The sequence below is a fragment of the Escherichia sp. WS547 genome (genome assembly GCF_046486065.1).
Classification (GTDB): domain Bacteria; phylum Pseudomonadota; class Gammaproteobacteria; order Enterobacterales; family Enterobacteriaceae; genus Escherichia; species Escherichia coli.
Genome location: NZ_JBJQMA010000002.1, coordinates 357,255 through 377,220, shown reverse-complemented (window position 1 = coordinate 377,220; position 19,966 = coordinate 357,255). Strand labels below are relative to the sequence as shown.

The 19,966-nt window shown below is 48.0% G+C and carries 16 protein-coding genes and 3 pseudogenes; 15 read left to right on the top strand and 4 right to left on the bottom strand.

Translation table 11 applies throughout. The features are described from left to right. The 4 genes and pseudogenes from tnpA to ubiA form a co-directional block, all read left to right on the top strand. Positions 1-229, top strand: a pseudogene (gene tnpA / locus ACJHWK_RS03670) (IS200/IS605-like element IS200F family transposase); the annotation flags it as partial. 278 nt (positions 230-507) lie between these two features. Next, a complete protein-coding gene (locus ACJHWK_RS03665) occupies positions 508-2,088 on the top strand; it encodes a SopA family protein (protein WP_001522161.1) in 1,581 nt (526 codons plus the stop codon). Between the two features lie 222 nt (positions 2,089-2,310). Continuing rightward, positions 2,311-2,808 carry a chorismate lyase gene (gene ubiC, locus ACJHWK_RS03660; protein ID WP_001305723.1) on the top strand — a complete coding sequence of 166 codons (498 nt, stop codon included), beginning with the start codon at positions 2,311-2,313 and terminating at the stop codon, positions 2,806-2,808. A 12-nt stretch (positions 2,809-2,820) separates the two neighbouring features. Next, positions 2,821-3,693 carry a 4-hydroxybenzoate octaprenyltransferase gene (gene ubiA, locus ACJHWK_RS03655; protein ID WP_000455227.1) on the top strand — a complete coding sequence of 291 codons (873 nt, stop codon included), beginning with the start codon at positions 2,821-2,823 and terminating at the stop codon, positions 3,691-3,693. Between the two features lie 154 nt (positions 3,694-3,847). Here ubiA and plsB read toward each other — a convergent pair whose 3' ends face one another. Next, complete coding sequence (gene plsB, locus ACJHWK_RS03650; protein WP_000017354.1) at positions 3,848-6,271, bottom strand: glycerol-3-phosphate 1-O-acyltransferase PlsB; 2,424 nt, start codon at positions 6,269-6,271, stop codon at positions 3,848-3,850. A gap of 170 nt (positions 6,272-6,441) precedes the next feature. Here plsB and dgkA point away from each other — a divergent pair, with 170 nt between their 5' ends. The 4 genes from dgkA to ACJHWK_RS03630 all read left to right on the top strand — a co-directional run bounded on the left by dgkA (position 6,442) and on the right by ACJHWK_RS03630 (position 9,251). Next, a complete protein-coding gene (gene dgkA, locus ACJHWK_RS03645; protein WP_001522162.1) occupies positions 6,442-6,810 on the top strand; it encodes a diacylglycerol kinase in 369 nt (122 codons plus the stop codon). 109 nt (positions 6,811-6,919) lie between these two features. Next, complete coding sequence (gene lexA, locus ACJHWK_RS03640; RefSeq protein ID WP_000646078.1) at positions 6,920-7,528, top strand: transcriptional repressor LexA; 609 nt, start codon at positions 6,920-6,922, stop codon at positions 7,526-7,528. 72 nt (positions 7,529-7,600) lie between these two features. Continuing rightward, positions 7,601-8,926 (top strand): MATE family efflux transporter DinF, encoded by a 1,326-nt coding sequence (gene dinF / locus ACJHWK_RS03635; protein ID WP_021523322.1) that lies wholly within the window; start codon positions 7,601-7,603, stop codon positions 8,924-8,926. 115 nt (positions 8,927-9,041) lie between these two features. Further along, on the top strand, positions 9,042-9,251 hold the full coding sequence (locus ACJHWK_RS03630; RefSeq protein ID WP_001030593.1) for a CsbD family protein: 210 nt from the start codon (positions 9,042-9,044) through the stop codon (positions 9,249-9,251). A gap of 41 nt (positions 9,252-9,292) precedes the next feature. Here the strand turns inward: ACJHWK_RS03630 and zur are convergent, their stop codons facing one another. Next, positions 9,293-9,808 (bottom strand): zinc uptake transcriptional repressor Zur, encoded by a 516-nt coding sequence (gene zur / locus ACJHWK_RS03625; RefSeq protein WP_000416263.1) that lies wholly within the window; start codon positions 9,806-9,808, stop codon positions 9,293-9,295. 317 nt (positions 9,809-10,125) lie between these two features. Here zur and ACJHWK_RS03620 point away from each other — a divergent pair. The 3 genes and pseudogenes from ACJHWK_RS03620 to pspG all read left to right on the top strand — a co-directional run bounded on the left by ACJHWK_RS03620 (position 10,126) and on the right by pspG (position 12,857). Next, positions 10,126-11,081, top strand: a pseudogene (locus tag ACJHWK_RS03620) (DUF2713 family protein). 362 nt (positions 11,082-11,443) lie between these two features. Then, positions 11,444-12,481: a tRNA dihydrouridine(20/20a) synthase DusA gene (dusA, locus tag ACJHWK_RS03615; protein WP_001298868.1), complete on the top strand. Its 1,038-nt coding sequence runs from the start codon at positions 11,444-11,446 to the stop codon at positions 12,479-12,481. 133 nt (positions 12,482-12,614) lie between these two features. After that, on the top strand, positions 12,615-12,857 hold the full coding sequence (gene pspG / locus ACJHWK_RS03610; RefSeq protein ID WP_000891404.1) for an envelope stress response protein PspG: 243 nt from the start codon (positions 12,615-12,617) through the stop codon (positions 12,855-12,857). 165 nt (positions 12,858-13,022) lie between these two features. Here pspG and ACJHWK_RS03605 read toward each other — a convergent pair whose 3' ends face one another. After that, a complete protein-coding gene (locus ACJHWK_RS03605; RefSeq protein ID WP_000235495.1) occupies positions 13,023-14,006 on the bottom strand; it encodes a quinone oxidoreductase in 984 nt (327 codons plus the stop codon). 82 nt (positions 14,007-14,088) lie between these two features. Here ACJHWK_RS03605 and dnaB point away from each other — a divergent pair, with 82 nt between their 5' ends. The 3 genes from dnaB (at position 14,089) to tyrB (ending at position 18,082) form a co-directional block, all read left to right on the top strand. Beyond that, the gene (gene dnaB / locus ACJHWK_RS03600) at positions 14,089-15,504 is read left to right on the top strand and encodes a replicative DNA helicase (protein WP_000918363.1); all 1,416 of its coding nucleotides are present in this window, start codon (positions 14,089-14,091) and stop codon (positions 15,502-15,504) included. Positions 15,505-15,556: 52 nt separating this feature from the next. Then, positions 15,557-16,636 (top strand): alanine racemase, encoded by a 1,080-nt coding sequence (gene alr, locus ACJHWK_RS03595; RefSeq protein WP_001147328.1) that lies wholly within the window; start codon positions 15,557-15,559, stop codon positions 16,634-16,636. Positions 16,637-16,888: 252 nt separating this feature from the next. Beyond that, the gene (tyrB, locus tag ACJHWK_RS03590; protein WP_001522223.1) at positions 16,889-18,082 is read left to right on the top strand and encodes an aromatic amino acid transaminase; all 1,194 of its coding nucleotides are present in this window, start codon (positions 16,889-16,891) and stop codon (positions 18,080-18,082) included. A 502-nt stretch (positions 18,083-18,584) separates the two neighbouring features. On the opposite strand, the pseudogene ACJHWK_RS03585 reads toward tyrB, so the two are convergent. Further along, a pseudogene (locus ACJHWK_RS03585) lies at positions 18,585-18,807 on the bottom strand (hypothetical protein). A gap of 400 nt (positions 18,808-19,207) precedes the next feature. On the opposite strand from ACJHWK_RS03585, the gene aphA reads away from it, so the two are divergent. After that, complete coding sequence (gene aphA, locus ACJHWK_RS03580; protein WP_001226928.1) at positions 19,208-19,921, top strand: acid phosphatase AphA; 714 nt, start codon at positions 19,208-19,210, stop codon at positions 19,919-19,921. Positions 19,922-19,966 lie beyond the last annotated feature (45 nt).

The following is a 19,966-nucleotide window of genomic DNA, read 5'->3' as shown; positions in this document are numbered from 1 at the left end:
TATGGGATATCTGAAAGGGAAAAGCAGTCTGATGCTTTACGAGCAGTTTGGTGATTTGAAATTCAAATACAGGAACAGGGAGTTCTGGTGCAGAGGGTACTACGTCGATACAGTGGGTAAGAACACGGCGAAGATACAGGATTACATAAAGCACCAGCTTGAAGAGGATAAAATGGGAGAGCAGTTATCGATTCCCTATCCGGGCAGCCCGTTTACGGGCCGTAAGTAACGAAGTTGGATGCAAATGTCAGATCGTGTGCGCCTGTTAGGGCGCGGCTGGTAAGAGAGCCTTATAGGCGCATTTGAAAAACCTCCGGCTATGCCGGAGGATATTTATTATGCTTCATTCCAGGGATATGAGCGATTTTTTATAGTACTTCACTTCTTCTTCACTAAGAATATCCATTATCTCAATGCATTATCAGAGACTCTTTTCCTTTCGCCGGTAGTGTCTGGACGCTCAGGCTACTTTTTCCAGTTATTTCATTTCTGTAATGCAGAGGTTTTATGTTAGGTCATATCTCAAAGTTTGACGGCAATAACTCTTTGATAAAACATGATGTGGTGCAAGGAAATAATAAATTAGATCTTGATTTACTACGTAATTTTAATGGGGTGCCAGGTTTAAATAGAGATAACTTTATTTATATCAGTGATATATTTTTAAATATAAAACAACGGAACGAAAAAAATCATGCAATAAATATGTTTCGTGAAGTCTCAATCAGTAATGATATTATAAGCGTAAAATTCTATAGAAATGAAGAAATAGAATGTGCTTGTGATTTTCTGATGGATAAAGATGCGCAGGGGTATACTGACCTGTCTGATTTGGATTTAACAAGTTGTCATTTTAAAGGTGACGTTATTTCGAAGGTGTCTTTTTTATCGTCAAATCTACAACATGTAACATTCGAATGTAAAGAAATAGGGGATTGCAATTTTACTACTGCAACAGTTGATAATGTCATATTTAAATGTCGACGTTTACACAATGTGATTTTTATCAAAGCGAGTGGCGAATATGTCGATTTTAGCCAAAGTATTCTTGATACAGTTGACTTCTCGCGGAGCCAGCTTACTCATAGTAATTTTCGTGAATGTCAGATTAGAAATTCAAAGTTCAATAATTGTTATCTTTATGCTTCGCACTTCACCAGAGCAGAATTTCTTTCTGACAAAGAAATATCATTTATTAAATCGAATTTGACAGCTGTCGTGTTTGATCATGTGCGAATATCGACAGGGAATTTTAAAGACAGCGTTACACAACGAATGGTATTATCTATTGATTACTCAGATATATTTGGAAATGAATATCTCGATGGTTATATCAATAACATTATAAAAATGATTGATACATTGCCAGATGATCCAGCGATATTGAAATCCGTTCTGGCAGTAAAATTGGTGATGCAATTAAAAATTCTTAATATTGTTAATAAAAACTTTATTGAGAATATGAAGAAAATATTTAGCCATTGTCCTTATATAAAAGATCCAATTATACGTAGTTATATCCATCCTGATGAAGATAACAAGTTCGATAATTTTATGCGTCAAAATCGATTCAGTAAGATGCATTTCGATACCCAACAGATGATCGATTTTATTAACAGATTTAATATGAATAAATGGCTGATTGATCAAAATAACAATTTTTTTATCCAACTTATCGATCAGGCTCTACGATCAACGAATGATACGATCAAAGAAAATGCCTGGCATCTTTATAAAGAGTGGATTCGTAGTGATGATGTTTCACCTTTATTTATAGAAATTGAAGATAATTTAAGAACCTTTAACACGAATGAATTAACACGAAACGATAATATCTTTATCCTGTTCTCCTCTGTCTATGATGGGCCAGTTATGGTGGTAAGCTCCCAGCGCTTACATGATATGTTGAATCCTACAAAAGATACCAATTGGAATTCCACGTATATCTACAAATCCAGACATGAGATGTTGCCTGTTAATCTTACTCCGGAAACACTTTTCGGCACCAAATCTCAGGATAAACATGCGCTTTTCCCAATTTTTACTGCGAGTTGGCGAGCTAATCGTATAAAGAATAAAGGTATTTAAGTAAAGGAAAACATCATCGTTCCTGGCATCCTGGGCGGTGATGTCCCTATGGTTGCCCTCGCCAGCACGGGCATCGGCAAAGCGTAAGGTTCAACAGCGTTTTACCACTTCATGCGATTGTTGCGTTTTTGTTGCGCATTAGATCACTTAATTTGCTTTACATCTCCCGTAAACACTTTTCTGCGATACAATGCCTTTACGTTATGTAACGGAGAGTTCGGCATGTCACACCCCGCGTTAACGCAACTGCGTGCGCTGCGCTATTTTAAAGAGATCCCCGCCCTGGATACGCAACTGCTCGACTGGCTGTTGCTGGAAGATTCCATGACAAAACGTTTTGAACAGCAGGGAAAAACGGTGAGCGTGACGATGATCCGCGAAGGGTTTGTCGAGCAGAATGAAATTCCCGAAGAACTGCCGCTGCTGCCGAAAGAGTCTCGTTACTGGTTACGTGAAATTTTGTTATGTGCCGATGGTGAACCGTGGCTTGCCGGTCGTACCGTCGTTCCTGTGTCAACGTTAAGCGGGCCGGAGCTGGCGTTACAAAAATTAGGTAAAACGCCGTTAGGACGCTATCTGTTCACATCATCGACATTAACCCGGGACTTTATTGAGATAGGCCGTGATGCCGGACTGTGGGGGCGACGTTCCCGCCTGCGATTAAGCGGTAAACCGCTGTTGCTAACAGAACTGTTTTTACCGGCGTCACCGTTGTACTAAGAGGAAAAAAATATGGAGTGGAGTCTGACGCAGAATAAGCTGCTGGCGTTTCATCGCTTAATGCGTACGGATAAGCCAATTGGCGCGTTACTGCTGCTCTGGCCAACATTATGGGCGTTGTGGGTGGCGACACCGGGCGTTCCCCAGCTCTGGATCCTGGCGGTGTTTGTCGCGGGTGTCTGGCTGATGCGCGCTGCTGGTTGCGTGGTGAATGATTATGCTGACCGCAAGTTTGATGGTCATGTTAAGCGCACGGCGAACCGACCGCTTCCCAGCGGCGCGGTAACGGAGAAAGAGGCGCGCGCGCTGTTTGTCGTGCTGGTACTGATTTCGTTTTTACTGGTGCTGACGCTGAATACGATGACCATTCTGTTGTCGATTGCCGCGCTAGCGCTGGCGTGGGTGTACCCGTTTATGAAGCGGTATACCCATCTACCGCAAGTGGTGCTGGGCGCGGCGTTTGGCTGGTCGATTCCAATGGCTTTTGCTGCTGTGAGTGAGTCGGTGCCATTGAGTTGCTGGTTAATGTTCCTCGCCAATATTCTCTGGGCGGTGGCATACGACACGCAGTATGCGATGGTTGACCGCGATGATGATGTGAAGATTGGCATTAAATCCACCGCAATCCTGTTCGGCCAATACGATAAATTGATTATTGGTATATTGCAGATTGGCGTACTGGCGTTGATGGCGATTATCGGTGAGTTAAATGGCTTAGGCTGGGGATATTACTGGTCAATTCTGGTGGCTGGCGCGCTGTTTGTTTATCAACAAAAACTGATTGCCAACCGCGAGCGTGAAGCCTGCTTTAAAGCATTTATGAATAATAACTATGTTGGTCTGGTACTGTTTTTAGGGCTGGCAATGAGTTACTGGCATTTCTGATGATGTAAAAAAGCCGGATGATCATCCGGCTTCCTTCTGGGTTGCCTGATGCGCTGCGCTTCTCAGGCCTACACAACATATCGCAATTTATTGAATTTGCAGATCATGGTAGGCCGAATAAGGCGTTTGCGCCGCATCCGGCAATTCTCCCTGATTACCCTTCGCCCTGCGTCGCACTCTCAATCGTCAAACGCACGTCTGATGTAATCAACTCCGCCAGCAACTGATAAACCTTCATCGTTTCTGCCGGTTCGGCGTCGCCGCTATCGCTGATATACCCTTCATCACGCAGTGTCAGCACCAGAGAACTGAACACCGCCTTGTCGAAGAACTCCGGCGCGTTGATACCGTGCAGCACGGAGAGACGTTGCGCGACGGTGCGGCTCTCTTTCTCCAGCGTACCGCGGTTGATCGACGGGTTGGCGCTCAACAGCCAAAAAGTGATGGCATAACGTTGCAGCGTTTCGCGCGCGCCTGCGGCCAGCAGCTGTAGCGTGCGAGAATGCGCCGGGTTGATATGCAACTCATCATCTTGCAGGGTAATCAGCCCCTGACGTTGCATCTCATTTGCCAGCGCATCAATAACGTCCGGTAACTCGTCGCGATCCCAGCGCAGGAACAGTTCCGCTTTCAGCATTGGGTAAAGCACATTGACGTGCTCCATCAATACGTCGCGGGAGATGTGGCGATGCTGGGTGACAATTGCCGCCATCAGCGAAGGCAGCACCAACATATGCGCAATGTTGTTGCGATAGTAGGTCATCAGCACCGCTTGCTCGCGCGGCAGAATGATGATGTCGCCGATAGTGTCTTTCTCAACTTCAAACTTGTTCATTTGCAGCGCGTGATCGATAAGCTCGCTGGCGCTGGCTGAAGGAACGGTAGAGTCCGTGGAGTAAGGTACGTTGCGCATCAGATCCAGGTAGCAGTTGAGTTGCTCGGTTAACTGCTCGCGGGTGAGTGAGCGCTGACGTGACGCCAGTAGCGCAGTACAGCACAGGTTCATGGCGTTTGCCGCGCCTGCGTTGTTAATGCGTACCATCAGATCGGCAGCAATATTATTGACCGTCGGCGTTAACCAGGCCGGACGCACCGCTTCGATGGGATCGATAGATTCACGCCAGTCTGGTACGTGCTGGTTAAGGTAGGTCATCAACGGCATTGGTTCACCGAAGTTGACGTAACCCTGACCGAGATTACGCAGCTTGCTTAAACCGCGCAGCATCTGCGGCAGGCTCTCTTTCTCTTTCGTCGCGCCGCGCAGTTCTTTGGCGTAAGTACCCACTTCCATGACGTGCTCATAACCGATATAGATCGGAATCAGCGTAATCGGACGCGTGCCGCCACGCAGCATCGCCTGAATGGTCATCGACAGCGTACCGGTTTTCGGATCCAGCAAACGCCCCGTACGGGAACGACCGCCTTCTACGAAGTACTCGACGGAATAACCACGGCTGAACAGTTCGCCGAGATACTCACGGAAAACGGTGGAATAGAGCTTATTGCCTTTAAACGTACGGCGAATAAAGAACGCACCCAGACGGCGGAAAATCGGCCCGGCCGGCCAGAAGTTCAGGTTGATCCCGGCGGCGATATGCGGCGGCACCAGCCCCTGGTGATACAGCACGTAAGAAAGCAGCAGGTAGTCCATGTGACTGCGGTGGCAAGGCACATACACCAGCTCATGACCGTCGTGGGCCAACTGGCGAACGCGCTCGGCGTTATGGACGTTGATACCCTGGTAAAGTCGGTTCCAGGTGAAGCCCAGAATACGGTCAGTCAGGCGAATCATCTCGTAAGAGAAATTCGCCGCAATCTCTTCCATCAGTGCAATCGCGTTCTGCTGCGCTTTTTCATGGGAGATTTTTTTGCTGCGCGCTTCATCTTCTACCGCTTTGGCAATGGCGCGGGAGGCGAGCAGCTTATTAAACAGATCCTGACGAGCAGGCAAACGTGGGCCTACGGCAGCCAGACGTTGACGGGCAAAGTGCATACGCGCCACGCGCGCCAGTTTCTGCGCGATAGTTTTATCCGTGCCGTGTTCATCCGCCATACGGCGCAGCGAAACTGACGGCGAGAAACGCACAAAACTGTCGCGACCGAGCCACAGTACAGCGAAAAATTTCTGTACGCCGTTAAGCATACGCAGCGGCGGGTTTACTTCGCCTTTTTCACGCCCCGGCGCGCGACCAAACATCACCGATACTGGCACCATCTGCACATCCAGATTTGGGTTGCTACGGTGCAAGTCGAGATAGTCGTGGAACAGCTTAATAGACTCTTCTTTCGGCGTGTAATAGGTGAACACACGCGGCCCGCCGTGAATGAACACATAGCGCGGCAGTAGCGTGCCGTCGATTTCCAGCGGCTCTAACGGGTCAGGCAGGTCATGTGCCAGACACTGGGCGCGCAACGTCAGCAAGTCTGCTTTCGAGTTGTACGGTAAAACGTACATAATTGGACGAGAGGTATCCAGCCCCAGTTCCGGGGCAGGATCTGCCGGAATAGACTTGCTTTTTACCAGGATGCTTAATGGTAAATTCAGTAATTTGTAGTAAATTCGTGGCCAGCCGGACATAAACGATGTAAAGCCTCTGGTTAATAATGCAAATGCGCGGCAAGGATAGCAGAAAGTCATGGGAAATTCTGTGGTATCCGCTCATGTTTCGCGCGGCGTTACGCAAACCCGAATCATCGGATTTAACGGTACACTGATATTGACGCTCATAATGTAAAAAGGTTCTTTCAATGGCCAATAATACCACTGGACTCACCCGAATTATCAAAGCTGCTGGCTATTCCTGGAAAGGTTTACGCGCTGCATGGATCAACGAAGCGGCATTCCGTCAGGAAGGCGTAGCGGTATTGTTGGCGGTGGTCATCGCCTGCTGGCTGGATGTGGACGTAATTACCCGCGTGCTGCTTATCAGCTCCGTGATGCTGGTGATGATTGTGGAAATCCTCAATAGCGCCATCGAAGCAGTGGTTGACCGAATTGGCTCTGAATACCATGAGCTATCCGGACGCGCTAAAGATATGGGATCCGCCGCGGTGCTGATTGCGATTATCGTCGCCGTGATTACCTGGTGCATCCTGTTATGGTCGCATTTTGGATAACCCTTCCAGATTTCGATAAATCTCTGGTTTATTGTGCAGTTTATGGTTCCAAAATCGCCTTTTGCTGTATATACTCACAGCATAACTGTATATACACCCAGGGGGCGGAATGAAAGCGTTAACGGCCAGGCAACAAGAGGTGTTTGATCTCATCCGTGATCACATCAGCCAGACAGGTATGCCGCCGACGCGTGCGGAAATCGCGCAGCGTTTGGGGTTCCGTTCCCCAAACGCGGCTGAAGAACATCTGAAGGCGCTGGCACGCAAAGGCGTTATTGAAATTGTTTCCGGCGCATCACGCGGGATTCGTCTGTTGCAGGAAGAGGAAGAAGGGTTGCCGCTGGTAGGTCGTGTGGCTGCCGGTGAACCGCTTCTGGCGCAACAGCATATTGAAGGTCATTATCAGGTCGATCCTTCCTTATTCAAGCCGAATGCTGATTTCCTGCTGCGCGTCAGCGGGATGTCGATGAAAGATATCGGCATTATGGATGGCGACTTGCTGGCAGTGCATAAAACTCAGGATGTACGTAACGGTCAGGTCGTTGTCGCACGTATTGATGACGAGGTTACCGTTAAGCGCCTGAAAAAACAGGGCAATAAAGTCGAACTGTTGCCAGAAAATAGCGAGTTTAAACCAATTGTCGTTGACCTTCGTCAGCAGAGCTTCACCATTGAAGGGCTGGCGGTTGGAGTTATTCGCAACGGCGACTGGCTGTAACATATCTCTGAGACCGCGATGCCGCCTGGCGTCGCGGTTTGTTTTTCATCTCTCTTCATCAGGCTTGTCTGCATGGCATTCCTCACTTCATCTGATAAAGCACTCTGGCATCTCGCCTTACCCATGATTTTCTCCAATATCACCGTTCCGTTGCTGGGACTGGTCGATACGGCGGTTATTGGTCATCTTGATAGTCCGGTTTATTTGGGCGGCGTGGCGGTTGGTGCAACGGCGACCAGCTTTCTCTTTATGTTGTTGCTGTTTTTACGCATGAGCACCACCGGGCTGACTGCGCAGGCTTATGGTGCCAAAAATCCTCAGGCATTAGCCCGAGCGCTGGTGCAACCGTTGCTGTTGGCGTTGGGGGCTGGGGCGTTAATTGCGCTGCTGCGTACGCCGATTATCGATCTGGCGCTGCATATTGTTGGCGGCAGCGAAGCGGTGCTAGAACAGGCGCGGCGCTTTCTTGAAATCCGCTGGTTAAGCGCACCGGCGTCGCTGGCGAATCTGGTATTACTTGGTTGGTTACTCGGCGTGCAATATGCCCGTGCGCCAGTAATTTTGTTAGTGGTCGGCAATATCCTCAACATTGTGCTGGATGTCTGGCTGGTGATGGGGCTGCATATGAACGTGCAGGGCGCGGCGCTGGCGACGGTTATTGCGGAATATGCAACATTGCTGATTGGTCTGCTAATGGTGCGTAAAATCCTCAAACTACGCGGAATCTCCGGCGAAATGCTGAAAACTGCCTGGCGAGGAAATTTCCGTCGCTTACTGGCGCTTAACCGCGATATCATGCTGCGCTCGCTGTTGTTGCAACTCTGTTTCGGCGCGATCACCGTACTTGGCGCGCGACTGGGGAGTGACATTATCGCTGTTAACGCGGTTCTGATGACGCTACTCACCTTTACCGCCTATGCGCTGGATGGTTTTGCCTACGCGGTTGAAGCACATTCTGGTCAGGCGTACGGTGCGCGCGACGGTAGCCAGTTACTGGATGTCTGGCGGGCAGCGTGCCGCCAGTCGGGGATTGTAGCGTTACTGTTTTCGGTGGTTTATTTGCTGGCAGGGGAACACATCATTGCATTGCTGACGTCGTTAACCCAGATTCAGCAGCTGGCCGACCGCTATCTTATCTGGCAGGTGATTTTGCCGTTGGTCGGCGTCTGGTGTTATCTGTTCGACGGCATGTTTATAGGTGCAACGCGCGCCGCCGAAATGCGTAACAGTATGGCGGTGGCCGCCGCAGGTTTTGCGCTGACGCTCCTTACGCTGCCGTGGCTGGGTAATCATGGTTTGTGGCTGGCATTAACCGTCTTTCTGGCTTTGCGCGGGCTTTCTCTGGCGGCTATCTGGCGGCGTCACTGGCGCAACGGTACCTGGTTTGCCGCAACGTGACGGTTAAAAATTCTGAATAAATAATCCTAAGCCAAATTGCTGACTACACTTAATCTCACGTTCAGAAGAAAAGTGAACGTACTCTCATTCACAACCTAACGATGAGGTCTTGATTATGAATAAAGATGAAGCCGGCGGTAACTGGAAACAGTTTAAAGGTAAAGTGAAAGAGCAATGGGGCAAACTGACCGATGATGATATGACGATCATTGAAGGTAAACGTGATCAACTGGTCGGTAAAATCCAGGAACGTTATGGTTATCAGAAAGATCAGGCAGAAAAAGAGGTCGTGGATTGGGAAACCCGCAATGAGTATCGCTGGTAATTAATCCCTCCTGCCCGACGTGTACAAGGATGTACGCCCTCTTAACGTGATTTCTTTTTCACCTGTACAGAGTGATCATGCTGGCACTGTTCAGGATGACGACACGCTTCCACTTCCACGCATGCCGCACAGAGTCCATGTGCTTCAATCACATTATGCCGCAGGGCAAACCCCATTTTGGCCGCCAGCGTATGCATAATGTCTTCCACGCCTTCTGCACATTCTTCTTTCACTGCGCCGCAGCGATCGCAAATAAACATGGCTGACGTATGCGTGGGCTGGTCGAACAGATGACAGAGCACATAACTGTTGGTGGATTCCACCTTATGCACAAAACCTTGCTCAAGAAGAAAATCCAGCGCGCGATAAACCGTTGGCGGCTTGGCTTGCGGTTCAGCTTCGCGCAGCAAATCAAGCAGATCATAAGCGCTGATAGCGCCATCCTGCAGACTCATCAGGCGCAACACTTCCAGGCGCTGTGGGGTCAGGCGCACATTACGCTGCGCACAGATTTTTTCAGCCTGCGCTAATAACTCCTGCGTTGTGGTCTTTTCCATCGGGCACCTCAAAGTGGGGGTTAAGAATGTCCTTACTTTACCATGTTCCAGGAAAAACACCGAGAACCCTTATTGTTGCCGTAATGTTGATTTTCTGTTTTGTACGTAAGGTGTTGTTTTGCCTGGTAGTACCATTATCAACACGATAATAATTAATAATTCATTTTTAAATAAATTGCTTCAAGTTAAATCGCTATTTATTTAGCTGGGTTTGATCGCATACCTGTACTTCAGAGATTATGAGCGATTTTTGATAGTGAGCAGATGGCAAAAGAATTATAAGGAGGACACGGTACGACAAAAAAGGTGGATGAATCATGTCAGGTATAATTTCAAGTGCAACAGAATTCTTCAATAATACACTCCATTCAAATCAATACGAAATTAAAGATGCGAGCAAAGAAAAAATAAAGGATATATATAATAAATCGGTTGATTATGCAACTGCGAATAATCGCGATGTGATTATTGCAAAAATAGATTTATTTATTCAAAAAATCACCCTTAATTTATGGACAGCAAGTATCAAAAATGTGTCGTTAATCAGCAGAATAAATGAACTCAAACTGTGGGTCGATAAGTGTATTGATGACTGCTCTCAAGAGCAATTAGGCGATCGTGATTATATCGCTTTATATGTAGACAGGGCGATTTTTCATTATGCGATTAGTTTTGTCTGTAATAAAGTAGAACATCAGACAGTAAGTCTCATAGACAGATGTACTTTTGATGTAGCAAGCCCGAATGGACTCCCATCAACTATTCAACTATTTTATGAAAAATCTATTGATGATGAATCTATAGCTTCGTTACATCTACAAACTTTAGGTGATGGTTTTATAAATTTAGAAAATGCATATCATCAATATGACGATATTCGCTTAAAACCCTTGGCTTCCCTTTTAATTTCATGTTCATATGGTAGTGCATTAGCAGATCTGGTAGCTGCAGTGGATATTGATGAGTATTGCGAAAAATACATAACAGATCAGGTGAAAACGTTATCTCAACAAGAGATGAAAAAAATCTGAAGGAGATGAAAAATCTGGCAGTCGCAGGGAAACTGGATTTCAATGACATTGTAACTGATATGAAACGTCAGGAAGACGAAGGAAAACGAGTCCTAAAAGACGTTACAAAAATGCATGGTGCGGCGCAGAAATTAAATGACTTCGTACAATCGTGTGACCCAGATTCAACGGAATTGATTCAAATTCCAAACGATATCTCTAATTCAATTTATGATCTATTTGGTATTGAACTAGTAAAATAATATGTGAAGTTCTTCGATGGTATGGAAGGTATTACATAAAAGAACCCAATGCTTATTGGGTTCTTTTTTTCTCTATCAGTGCTATTAGCAGGGAGAGATATCACCGTAGTTTAATGTGTGATTTTTATTTATCGTCGAACCTGGATTGTTTATCATTGGCCTTAACAAAGCTAACGGCTAATAAGATTATTTCCATCACTTCGTGAGAGCTTCATGCCTTGAGAGGATCTCAATTTTCTTTTGCAATGAGACAGGCGCTTCCTGTTGTTATGGTATAGTACCCCGCTATTGAGCCTCCTGAACAGTGATGCTGAATAACATAACCCCATGATATATCGATAAAATAATCTCTACATTTGAAAATGCACGGTAATTCTGAAATGCAAAAAATCAACCAAACCAGCGCAATGCCTGAAAAAACTGACGTTCACTGGAGTGGTCGGTTTAGCGTTGCACCAATGCTCGACTGGACGGACAGACATTGCCGCTATTTCTTGCGTCTGCTTTCCCGCAATACGTTGCTGTATACCGAAATGGTGACTACAGGGGCGATTATTCACGGTAAAGGTGATTACCTGGCGTACAGTGAAGAAGAACATCCGGTAGCATTGCAACTGGGCGGTAGCGATCCGGCGGCGCTGGCGCAGTGTGCAAAGCTGGCAGAAGCGCGCGGATATGATGAGATCAACCTGAATGTCGGCTGCCCGTCTGACCGGGTGCAGAACGGCATGTTTGGGGCGTGTCTGATGGGTAATGCGCAGCTGGTTGCCGACTGCGTGAAAGCGATGCGCGATGTGGTGTCGATTCCGGTGACGGTGAAAACGCGTATTGGCATCGACGACCAGGACAGCTATGAATTTCTCTGCGATTTCATCAACACCGTTTCCGGCAAAGGCGAGTGTGAGATGTTCATCATCCACGCACGTAAAGCCTGGCTTTCGGGGTTAAGCCCGAAAGAAAACCGTGAAATCCCGCCGCTCGATTATCCGCGTGTGTATCAACTGAAGCGTGACTTTCCGCATCTGACAATGTCGATTAACGGTGGCATCAAGTCGCTGGAAGAGGCTAAAGCGCATTTGCAACATATGGATGGCGTGATGGTCGGGCGCGAAGCGTATCAGAATCCGGGTATTCTGGCGGCGGTAGACCGAGAGATCTTTGGTTCCTCGGATACCGATGCCGATCCGGTGGCGGTAGTGCGCGCCATGTATCCGTACATTGAGCGTGAACTCAGCCAGGGGACGTATCTTGGCCATATTACCCGGCATATGCTGGGCTTGTTCCAGGGTATTCCTGGCGCGCGGCAGTGGCGGCGTTATTTAAGTGAAAATGCCCATAAAGCGGGTGCAGACATTAATGTGCTGGAACACGCGCTCAAACTGGTGGCGGATAAGCGTTAACTTTTCACCAAAAAATAGTCAAATTCACCACGCCCTGCGCACCGTCGCGGGGCGTTTTGCTGTTAAATCAATAGATTATTTTTGGCATGATTCTTGTAATGCCAGCAAGAGATTTCATATTTGGGAGAGCATCATGCTGGAACTACTTTTTGTGATTGGCTTTTTTGTCATGTTGATGGTCACCGGCGTTTCGTTGCTGGGCATTATCGCCGCGCTGGTTGTGGCGACGGCCATTATGTTCCTCGGCGGTATGCTGGCATTGATGATTAAGTTGCTGCCGTGGTTACTCCTGGCGATTGCGGTGGTGTGGGTTATTAAGGCGATTAAAGCACCAAAAGTGCCGAAATATCAGCGTTATGACCGCTGGCGTTACTAAGGGATTGTGCGGATGATCACAACCTAAGGTTTTATCCTTAGAACAAAATAGGAATTGATAATCAAATCTGTCACTATTGCGCCTCTAACAGATTCATCGTGCTGTACCCTACATACAGCCGAACTATAAAAAGAAAGGGCTTCCCAGGTGGAAGCCCTATTTCTTTTATGGAATCAACAGGCTGGAACCTTGCGTCGCCCGGCTTTCCAGAATCTCATGCGCACGCTGCGCATCCTTCAGCGGATATTTCTGCTGCTCGGCGACATCGACCTTAATCACACCGCTGGCAATCAAAGAGAACAGTTCATTACTGGCCTCGGTTAATTCCTCCCGCGTGGTGATATAGCCTTGCAGGGAAGGGCGTGTCACATACAACGAGCCTTTCTGATTGAGAATGCCTAAGTTCACACCGGTAACCGCACCTGATGAGTTGCCAAAGCTCACCATTAAGCCGCGGCGTTGCAGGCAATCCAGCGACCGTTCCCAGGTGTCTCTGCCCACGGAATCGTACACCACGCGCACTTTCTTGCCAGCGGTGATCTCTTTTAACCGCTCGACCAGATTCTCTTCGCGATAGTTAATAACCTGCCATGCGCCCGCTTTTAGCGCACTCTGCGCTTTTTGCGCGGTTCCCACGGTGCCGATAAGTTTCGCCCCAAGGGCTTTTGCCCACTGGCAAGCAATTAAGCCAACGCCGCCAGCCGCTGCGTGGAACAGGAACTGCTCATCGGGTTTAATTTCATAGGTTTTGCGCAGCAGATAATAAACCGTTAAGCCTTTCAGGAAGGATGCCGCAGCTTGCTCAAAAGAAATTGCCGCAGGCAGAATCGCCGCTTTATCCGCATTAATGTTATGCACAGAGCTGTAAGCGCCTAACGCCGACTGCGCATAGACTACACGATCGCCTGCCTTAATATGCTTTACACCACTGCCGACTTTACTCACGATGCCTGCCGCTTCGGTGCCTAATCCGCAGGGTAGTGATGGCGGCGGGTAAAGGCCGCTGCGGATATACGTGTCGATAAAATTGATGCCGATGGCTTTATTTTCGACCTGGATTTCATTCTCCGCCGGATCGGCAGGAGTGAACTCTACGGCTTGAAGTACTTCCGGGCCACCGTGCTTGTGAAATTCAATTCGTGTTGCCATGTGTCCTCCAGAACGTATCGTCAGGGTCTGCTTCATATGGTAAAGTTTCGACCCATTCTTTATCTCGGTAACTCCATTCACTATGGCAGGAAATAAACCCTTCAACAAACAGCAGGCTGAACCCCGCGAACGCGATCCACAAGTTGCCGGGCTGAAAGTGCCTCCGCACTCGATCGAAGCGGAGCAGTCGGTGTTGGGCGGTTTAATGCTGGATAACGAACGCTGGGATGATGTAGCCGAGCGTGTGGTGGCAGACGACTTTTACACCCGCCCACACCGTCATATCTTTACTGAAATGGCGCGTTTACAGGAAAGCGGTAGTCCTATCGATCTGATTACCCTTGCGGAATCGCTGGAACGCCAGGGGCAACTCGATAGCGTCGGTGGTTTCGCTTATCTGGCGGAGCTGTCAAAAAATACGCCAAGTGCGGCGAACATCAGTGCTTATGCTGACATCGTGCGTGAACGTGCCGTTGTTCGCGAGATGATTTCGGTTGCGAATGAGATTGCCGAAGCCGGTTTTGATCCGCAGGGGCGCACCAGCGAAGATCTGCTGGACCTGGCTGAATCCCGCGTCTTTAAAATTGCCGAAAGTCGTGCAAACAAAGACGAAGGGCCGAAGAACATCGCTGATGTGCTCGACGCAACCGTGGCGCGTATTGAGCAGTTGTTTCAGCAGCCACACGATGGCGTTACCGGAGTAAACACCGGTTATGACGATCTCAACAAAAAAACCGCTGGCTTGCAGCCGTCGGATTTGATCATCGTCGCCGCGCGTCCGTCGATGGGTAAAACCACATTTGCGATGAACCTCGTCGAAAACGCGGCGATGTTGCAGGATAAACCTGTACTTATCTTCTCGCTGGAGATGCCATCAGAACAGATTATGATGCGTTCTCTGGCGTCGCTGTCGCGCGTTGACCAGACTAAAATCCGTACCGGGCAGCTCGATGATGAAGACTGGGCACGTATTTCCGGCACCATGGGTATTTTGCTCGAAAAACGTAATATCTATATCGATGATTCCTCCGGCCTGACGCCAACGGAAGTGCGTTCCCGCGCACGCCGTATTGCCCGTGAACACGGCGGCATCGGGCTTATCATGATCGACTACCTGCAACTGATGCGCGTACCGGCGCTTTCCGATAACCGTACGCTGGAAATTGCAGAAATCTCCCGCTCGCTGAAAGCACTGGCGAAAGAATTGAACGTGCCGGTGGTGGCGCTGTCCCAGTTGAACCGTTCTCTGGAACAACGTGCCGACAAACGCCCGGTCAACTCCGACCTGCGTGAATCTGGCTCTATCGAGCAGGATGCGGACTTGATCATGTTTATCTATCGTGATGAGGTGTATCACGAAAACAGTGATTTAAAAGGCATCGCGGAAATTATTATCGGTAAACAACGTAACGGCCCAATCGGGACGGTACGCCTGACCTTTAACGGTCAATGGTCGCGCTTCGACAACTATGCGGGGCCGCAGTACGACGACGAATAATAATTATTTTATGAATTAGGTAATTAAAGCAAACACTTATCAAGGAACACAAATGCAAGCGGCAACTGTTGTGATTAACCGCCGCGCTCTGCGACACAACCTGCAACGTCTTCGTGAACTGGCTCCTGCCAGTAAAATGGTTGCGGTGGTGAAAGCGAACGCTTATGGTCACGGTCTTCTTGAGACCGCGCGAACGCTCCCCGATGCTGACGCCTTTGGCGTAGCCCGTCTCGAAGAAGCTCTGCGACTGCGTGCGGGGGGAATCACCAAACCTGTACTGTTACTCGAAGGCTTTTTTGATGCCAGAGATCTACCGACGATTTCTGCGCAACATTTTCATACCGCCGTGCATAACGAAGAACAGCTTGCTGCGCTGGAAGAGGCCAGCCTGGACGAGCCGGTTACCGTCTGGATGAAACTCGATACCGGTATGCACCGTCTGGGCGTAAGGCCGGAACAGGCTGAGGCGTTTTATCATCGCCTGACCCAGTGCAAAAACGTTCGTCAGCCGGTGAATATCGTCAGCCATTTTGCGCGCGCGGATGAACCAAAATGCGGCGCAACCGAGAAACAACTCGCTATCTTTAATACCTTTTGCGAAGGCAAACCAGGTCAACGTTCCATTGCCGCATCGGGTGGCATTTTACTCTGGCCACAGTCGCATTTTGACTGGGTGCGCCCGGGCATTATTCTTTACGGTGTATCTCCGCTGGAAGATCGCTCCACCGGTGCCGATTTTGGCTGTCAGCCAGTGATGTCACTAACCTCCAGCCTGATTGCCGTGCGTGAGCATAAAGCCGGAGAACCTGTTGGTTATGGTGGAACCTGGGTAAGCGAACGTGATACCCGTCTTGGCGTAGTCGCGATGGGCTATGGCGATGGTTATCCGCGCGCCGCGCCGTCCGGTACGCCAGTGCTGGTAAACGGTCGCGAAGTGCCGATTGTCGGGCGCGTGGCGATGGATATGATCTGCGTAGACTTAGGTCCACAGGCGCAGGACAAAGCCGGGGACCCGGTCATTTTATGGGGCGAAGGTTTGCCCGTAGAACGTATCGCTGAAATGACGAAAGTAAGCGCTTACGAACTTATTACGCGCCTGACTTCAAGGGTCGCGATGAAATACGTGGATTAATCGTTCTGTAATATTTGATTGTTTGTGCCGGATGCGGCGTGAATGCCTTATCCGGCCAATAAAATCCTACCAATTCAATAAGTTGATATTCTTTCATGCTCTTATGAAGGCCGTGCCTCTGGCGGATGTACGTTTGTCATGAGTCTCACTCTGTTGCTAATTGCCGTTCGCCCCTGAACATCCACTCGATCTTCGCCTTCTTCCGGTTTATTGTGTTTTAACCACCTGCCCGTAAACCTGGAGAACCATCGCGTGTTTCAAAAAGTTGACGCCTACGCTGGCGACCCGATTCTTACGCTTATGGAGCGTTTCAAAGAAGACCCTCGCAGCGACAAAGTGAATTTAAGTATCGGTCTGTACTACAACGAAGACGGAATTATTCCCCAACTGAAAGCCGTGGCGGATGCGGAAGCGCGCCTGAATGCGCAGCCTCATGGCGCTTCGCTTTATTTACCGATGGAAGGGCTTAATAGCTATCGCCATGCCATTGCGCCGCTGCTGTTTGGTGCGGACCATCCGGTACTGCAACAACAGCGCGTAGCAACCATTCAAACCCTTGGCGGCTCAGGGGCATTGAAAGTGGGCGCAGATTTCCTGAAACGCTACTTCCCGGAATCAGGCGTCTGGGTCAGCGATCCTACCTGGGAAAACCACGTAGCAATATTCGCCGGGGCTGGATTCGAAGTGAGTACTTACCCCTGGTATGACGAAGCGACTAACAGCGTGCGCTTTAATGACCTGTTGGCGACGCTGAAAACATTACCTGCCCGCAGTATTGTGTTGCTGCATCCATGTTGCCACAACCCAACGGGTGCCGATCTCACTAATGATCAGTGGGATGCGGTGATTGAAATTCTCAAAGCCCGCGAGCTTATTCCATTCCTCGATATTGCCTATCAAGGATTTGGTGCCGGTATGGAAGAGGATGCCTACGCCATTCGTGCCATTGCCAGCGCTGGATTACCCGCTCTGGTGAGCAATTCGTTCTCGAAAATTTTCTCCCTTTACGGCGAGCGCGTTGGCGGACTTTCTGTTCTGTGTGAAGATGCCGAAGCCGCTGGCCGCGTACTGGGGCAATTGAAAGCAACAGTTCGCCGCAACTACTCCAGCCCGCCGAATTTTGGTGCGCAGGTGGTGGCTGCGGTGCTGAATGACGAGGCATTGAAAGCCAGCTGGCTGGCGGAAGTAGAAGAGATGCGTACTCGCATTCTGGCGATGCGTCAGGAACTGGTGAAGGTATTGAGCACAGAGATACCAGAACGCAATTTCGATTATCTGCTTAATCAGCGCGGCATGTTCAGTTATACCGGTTTAAGTGCCGCTCAGGTTGACCGACTACGTGAGGAGTTTGGTATTTATCTCATCGCCAGCGGTCGCATGTGTGTCGCCGGGTTAAATACGGCAAATGTACAACGTGTAGCAAAGGCGTTTGCTGCGGTAATGTAATGCAGGAAAGCAGGCTGGAGTTATCCAGCCTGCAGTGAAATTAAACTGTCGTCGCTTTCACTCTTGCTTTATAGATGATTTTTTTGATGCCATCGTTCTACGTGAGAGGTAATAAAACGTTGTTAGTTCTAACTTGTTAAGTTTATCCCAATGTTCTGGAGTGCTTTTCCCTGTTTTACCGTGTGGAGTAATAATTTCTGCACATCTAACCATTATTAAATTTAATAATAAGTATCGGGTTTGTTACGATAGAATATTTCTATATCCTCAAGAATATGCTTTGCCTTATTGCCTGTGACTTTCTGAGATTCAATTATAGTATCGTTAAATTCTAATGTTAAAGAGAACTCTTTTTTTCCGCTTTGTGTAAGTTTAACCTTATATTGATTACCAATATCAAATAAAAAGGTCCTGTAATGAGAATAATCACCTTTAACCTCCTCGGCAAAACAGCAAAGTGTGCAAATATACATACAATCTTTCTTGCCTCTGATTTTGTTAACTAAATCAATAAATGCATGAAAAACTTTATTTGCAATAGATCTTGATACTTCCTCTCCTGGTCTACAAAAATCTTTTGCAATTTTTAACTGTGTTTCTATATATAAAAAGAAATCTTTGGCATAAGAAAAATCTTTGGAATAAGAGATATCTTTATTATTTAGTGCATCTAGCTCAACAGGTAAAGATGTCATTTTGTTGCTATTCACATATGATATATTCATATCATCATCTCCTTCGAGAGTAATAAAATTAGTCACCATTGTAGGGTAGGGTTCTGGTCAACCAGAAATCATCTTTATAAACTTCGATTGTTTTTGTAATGCTGTATCATTAAGTTCATTAAATCGTACAGCAGATAAATGTTCTATCAAATTTCGCTCATTTGCAGAGGATTCATCATAATAAACGTAAAATTAATGTATCCTTCATTGAGGAATAAACATTTTTTTACAAAAAAACGACAGGAACGTATTTACTGGGTTAAATATAATCATCCTGCTTTTCATCACAAAAACCGCAGATAATCCTTCCTTTCCCCTGCTGCTGGCGTTATGGTCAGATGGTTTTTGCAACAAATCTCACAATAAAAAGTTTCAACATACTGACTATTTAGGGAAAAATATGCGCAAGATCACACAGGCAATCAGTGCCGTTTGCTTATTGTTCGCTCTAAACAGTTCCGCTGTTGCCCTGGCCTCATCTCCTTCGCCGCTTAACCCTGGTACTAACGTTGCCAGGCTTGCTGAACAGGCACCAATTCATTGGGTTTCGGTCGCACAAATTGAAAATAGCCTCGCAGGGCGTCCGCCAATGGCGGTGGGGTTTGATATCGATGACACGGTACTTTTTTCCAGTCCGGGCTTCTGGCGCGGCAAAAAAACCTTCTCGCCAGAAAGCGAAGATTATCTGAAAAATCCTGTGTTCTGGGAAAAAATGAACAATGGCTGGGATGAATTCAGCATTCCGAAAGAGGTCGCTCGCCAGCTGATTGATATGCATGTACGCCGCGGTGACGCGATCTTCTTTGTGACTGGTCGTAGCCCGACGAAAACAGAAACGGTTTCAAAAACGCTGGCGGATAATTTTCATATTCCTGCCACCAATATGAATCCGGTGATCTTTGCGGGTGATAAACCAGGGCAAAATACAAAATCGCAATGGCTGCAGGATAAAAATATCCGAATTTTTTATGGCGATTCCGATAACGATATTACCGCCGCACGCGATGTCGGCGCTCGTGGTATCCGCATTCTGCGCGCCTCCAACTCTACCTACAAACCCTTGCCACAAGCGGGTGCGTTTGGTGAAGAGGTGATCGTCAATTCAGAATACTGACAGCGCGGGAGAGCGTGACACTCTCCCGAATGCTGTTTTTTTAAT

Excerpts from the sequence above, each read along its gene's own strand:
- ACJHWK_RS03665 (WP_001522161.1), top strand. The coding sequence starts at position 508 with ATGTTAGGTCATATCTCAAAGTTTGACGGCAATAACTCTTTGATAAAA.
- ubiC (WP_001305723.1), top strand. The coding sequence starts at position 2,311 with ATGTCACACCCCGCGTTAACGCAACTGCGTGCGCTGCGCTATTTTAAA.
- ubiA (WP_000455227.1), top strand. The coding sequence starts at position 2,821 with ATGGAGTGGAGTCTGACGCAGAATAAGCTGCTGGCGTTTCATCGCTTA.
- plsB (WP_000017354.1), bottom strand. The coding sequence starts at position 6,271 with ATGTCCGGCTGGCCACGAATTTACTACAAATTACTGAATTTACCATTA.
- dgkA (WP_001522162.1), top strand. The coding sequence starts at position 6,442 with ATGGCCAATAATACCACTGGACTCACCCGAATTATCAAAGCTGCTGGC.
- lexA (WP_000646078.1), top strand. The coding sequence starts at position 6,920 with ATGAAAGCGTTAACGGCCAGGCAACAAGAGGTGTTTGATCTCATCCGT.
- dinF (WP_021523322.1), top strand. The coding sequence starts at position 7,601 with ATGGCATTCCTCACTTCATCTGATAAAGCACTCTGGCATCTCGCCTTA.
- ACJHWK_RS03630 (WP_001030593.1), top strand. The coding sequence starts at position 9,042 with ATGAATAAAGATGAAGCCGGCGGTAACTGGAAACAGTTTAAAGGTAAA.
- zur (WP_000416263.1), bottom strand. The coding sequence starts at position 9,808 with ATGGAAAAGACCACAACGCAGGAGTTATTAGCGCAGGCTGAAAAAATC.
- dusA (WP_001298868.1), top strand. The coding sequence starts at position 11,444 with ATGCACGGTAATTCTGAAATGCAAAAAATCAACCAAACCAGCGCAATG.
- pspG (WP_000891404.1), top strand. The coding sequence starts at position 12,615 with ATGCTGGAACTACTTTTTGTGATTGGCTTTTTTGTCATGTTGATGGTC.
- ACJHWK_RS03605 (WP_000235495.1), bottom strand. The coding sequence starts at position 14,006 with ATGGCAACACGAATTGAATTTCACAAGCACGGTGGCCCGGAAGTACTT.
- dnaB (WP_000918363.1), top strand. The coding sequence starts at position 14,089 with ATGGCAGGAAATAAACCCTTCAACAAACAGCAGGCTGAACCCCGCGAA.
- alr (WP_001147328.1), top strand. The coding sequence starts at position 15,557 with ATGCAAGCGGCAACTGTTGTGATTAACCGCCGCGCTCTGCGACACAAC.
- aphA (WP_001226928.1), top strand. The coding sequence starts at position 19,208 with ATGCGCAAGATCACACAGGCAATCAGTGCCGTTTGCTTATTGTTCGCT.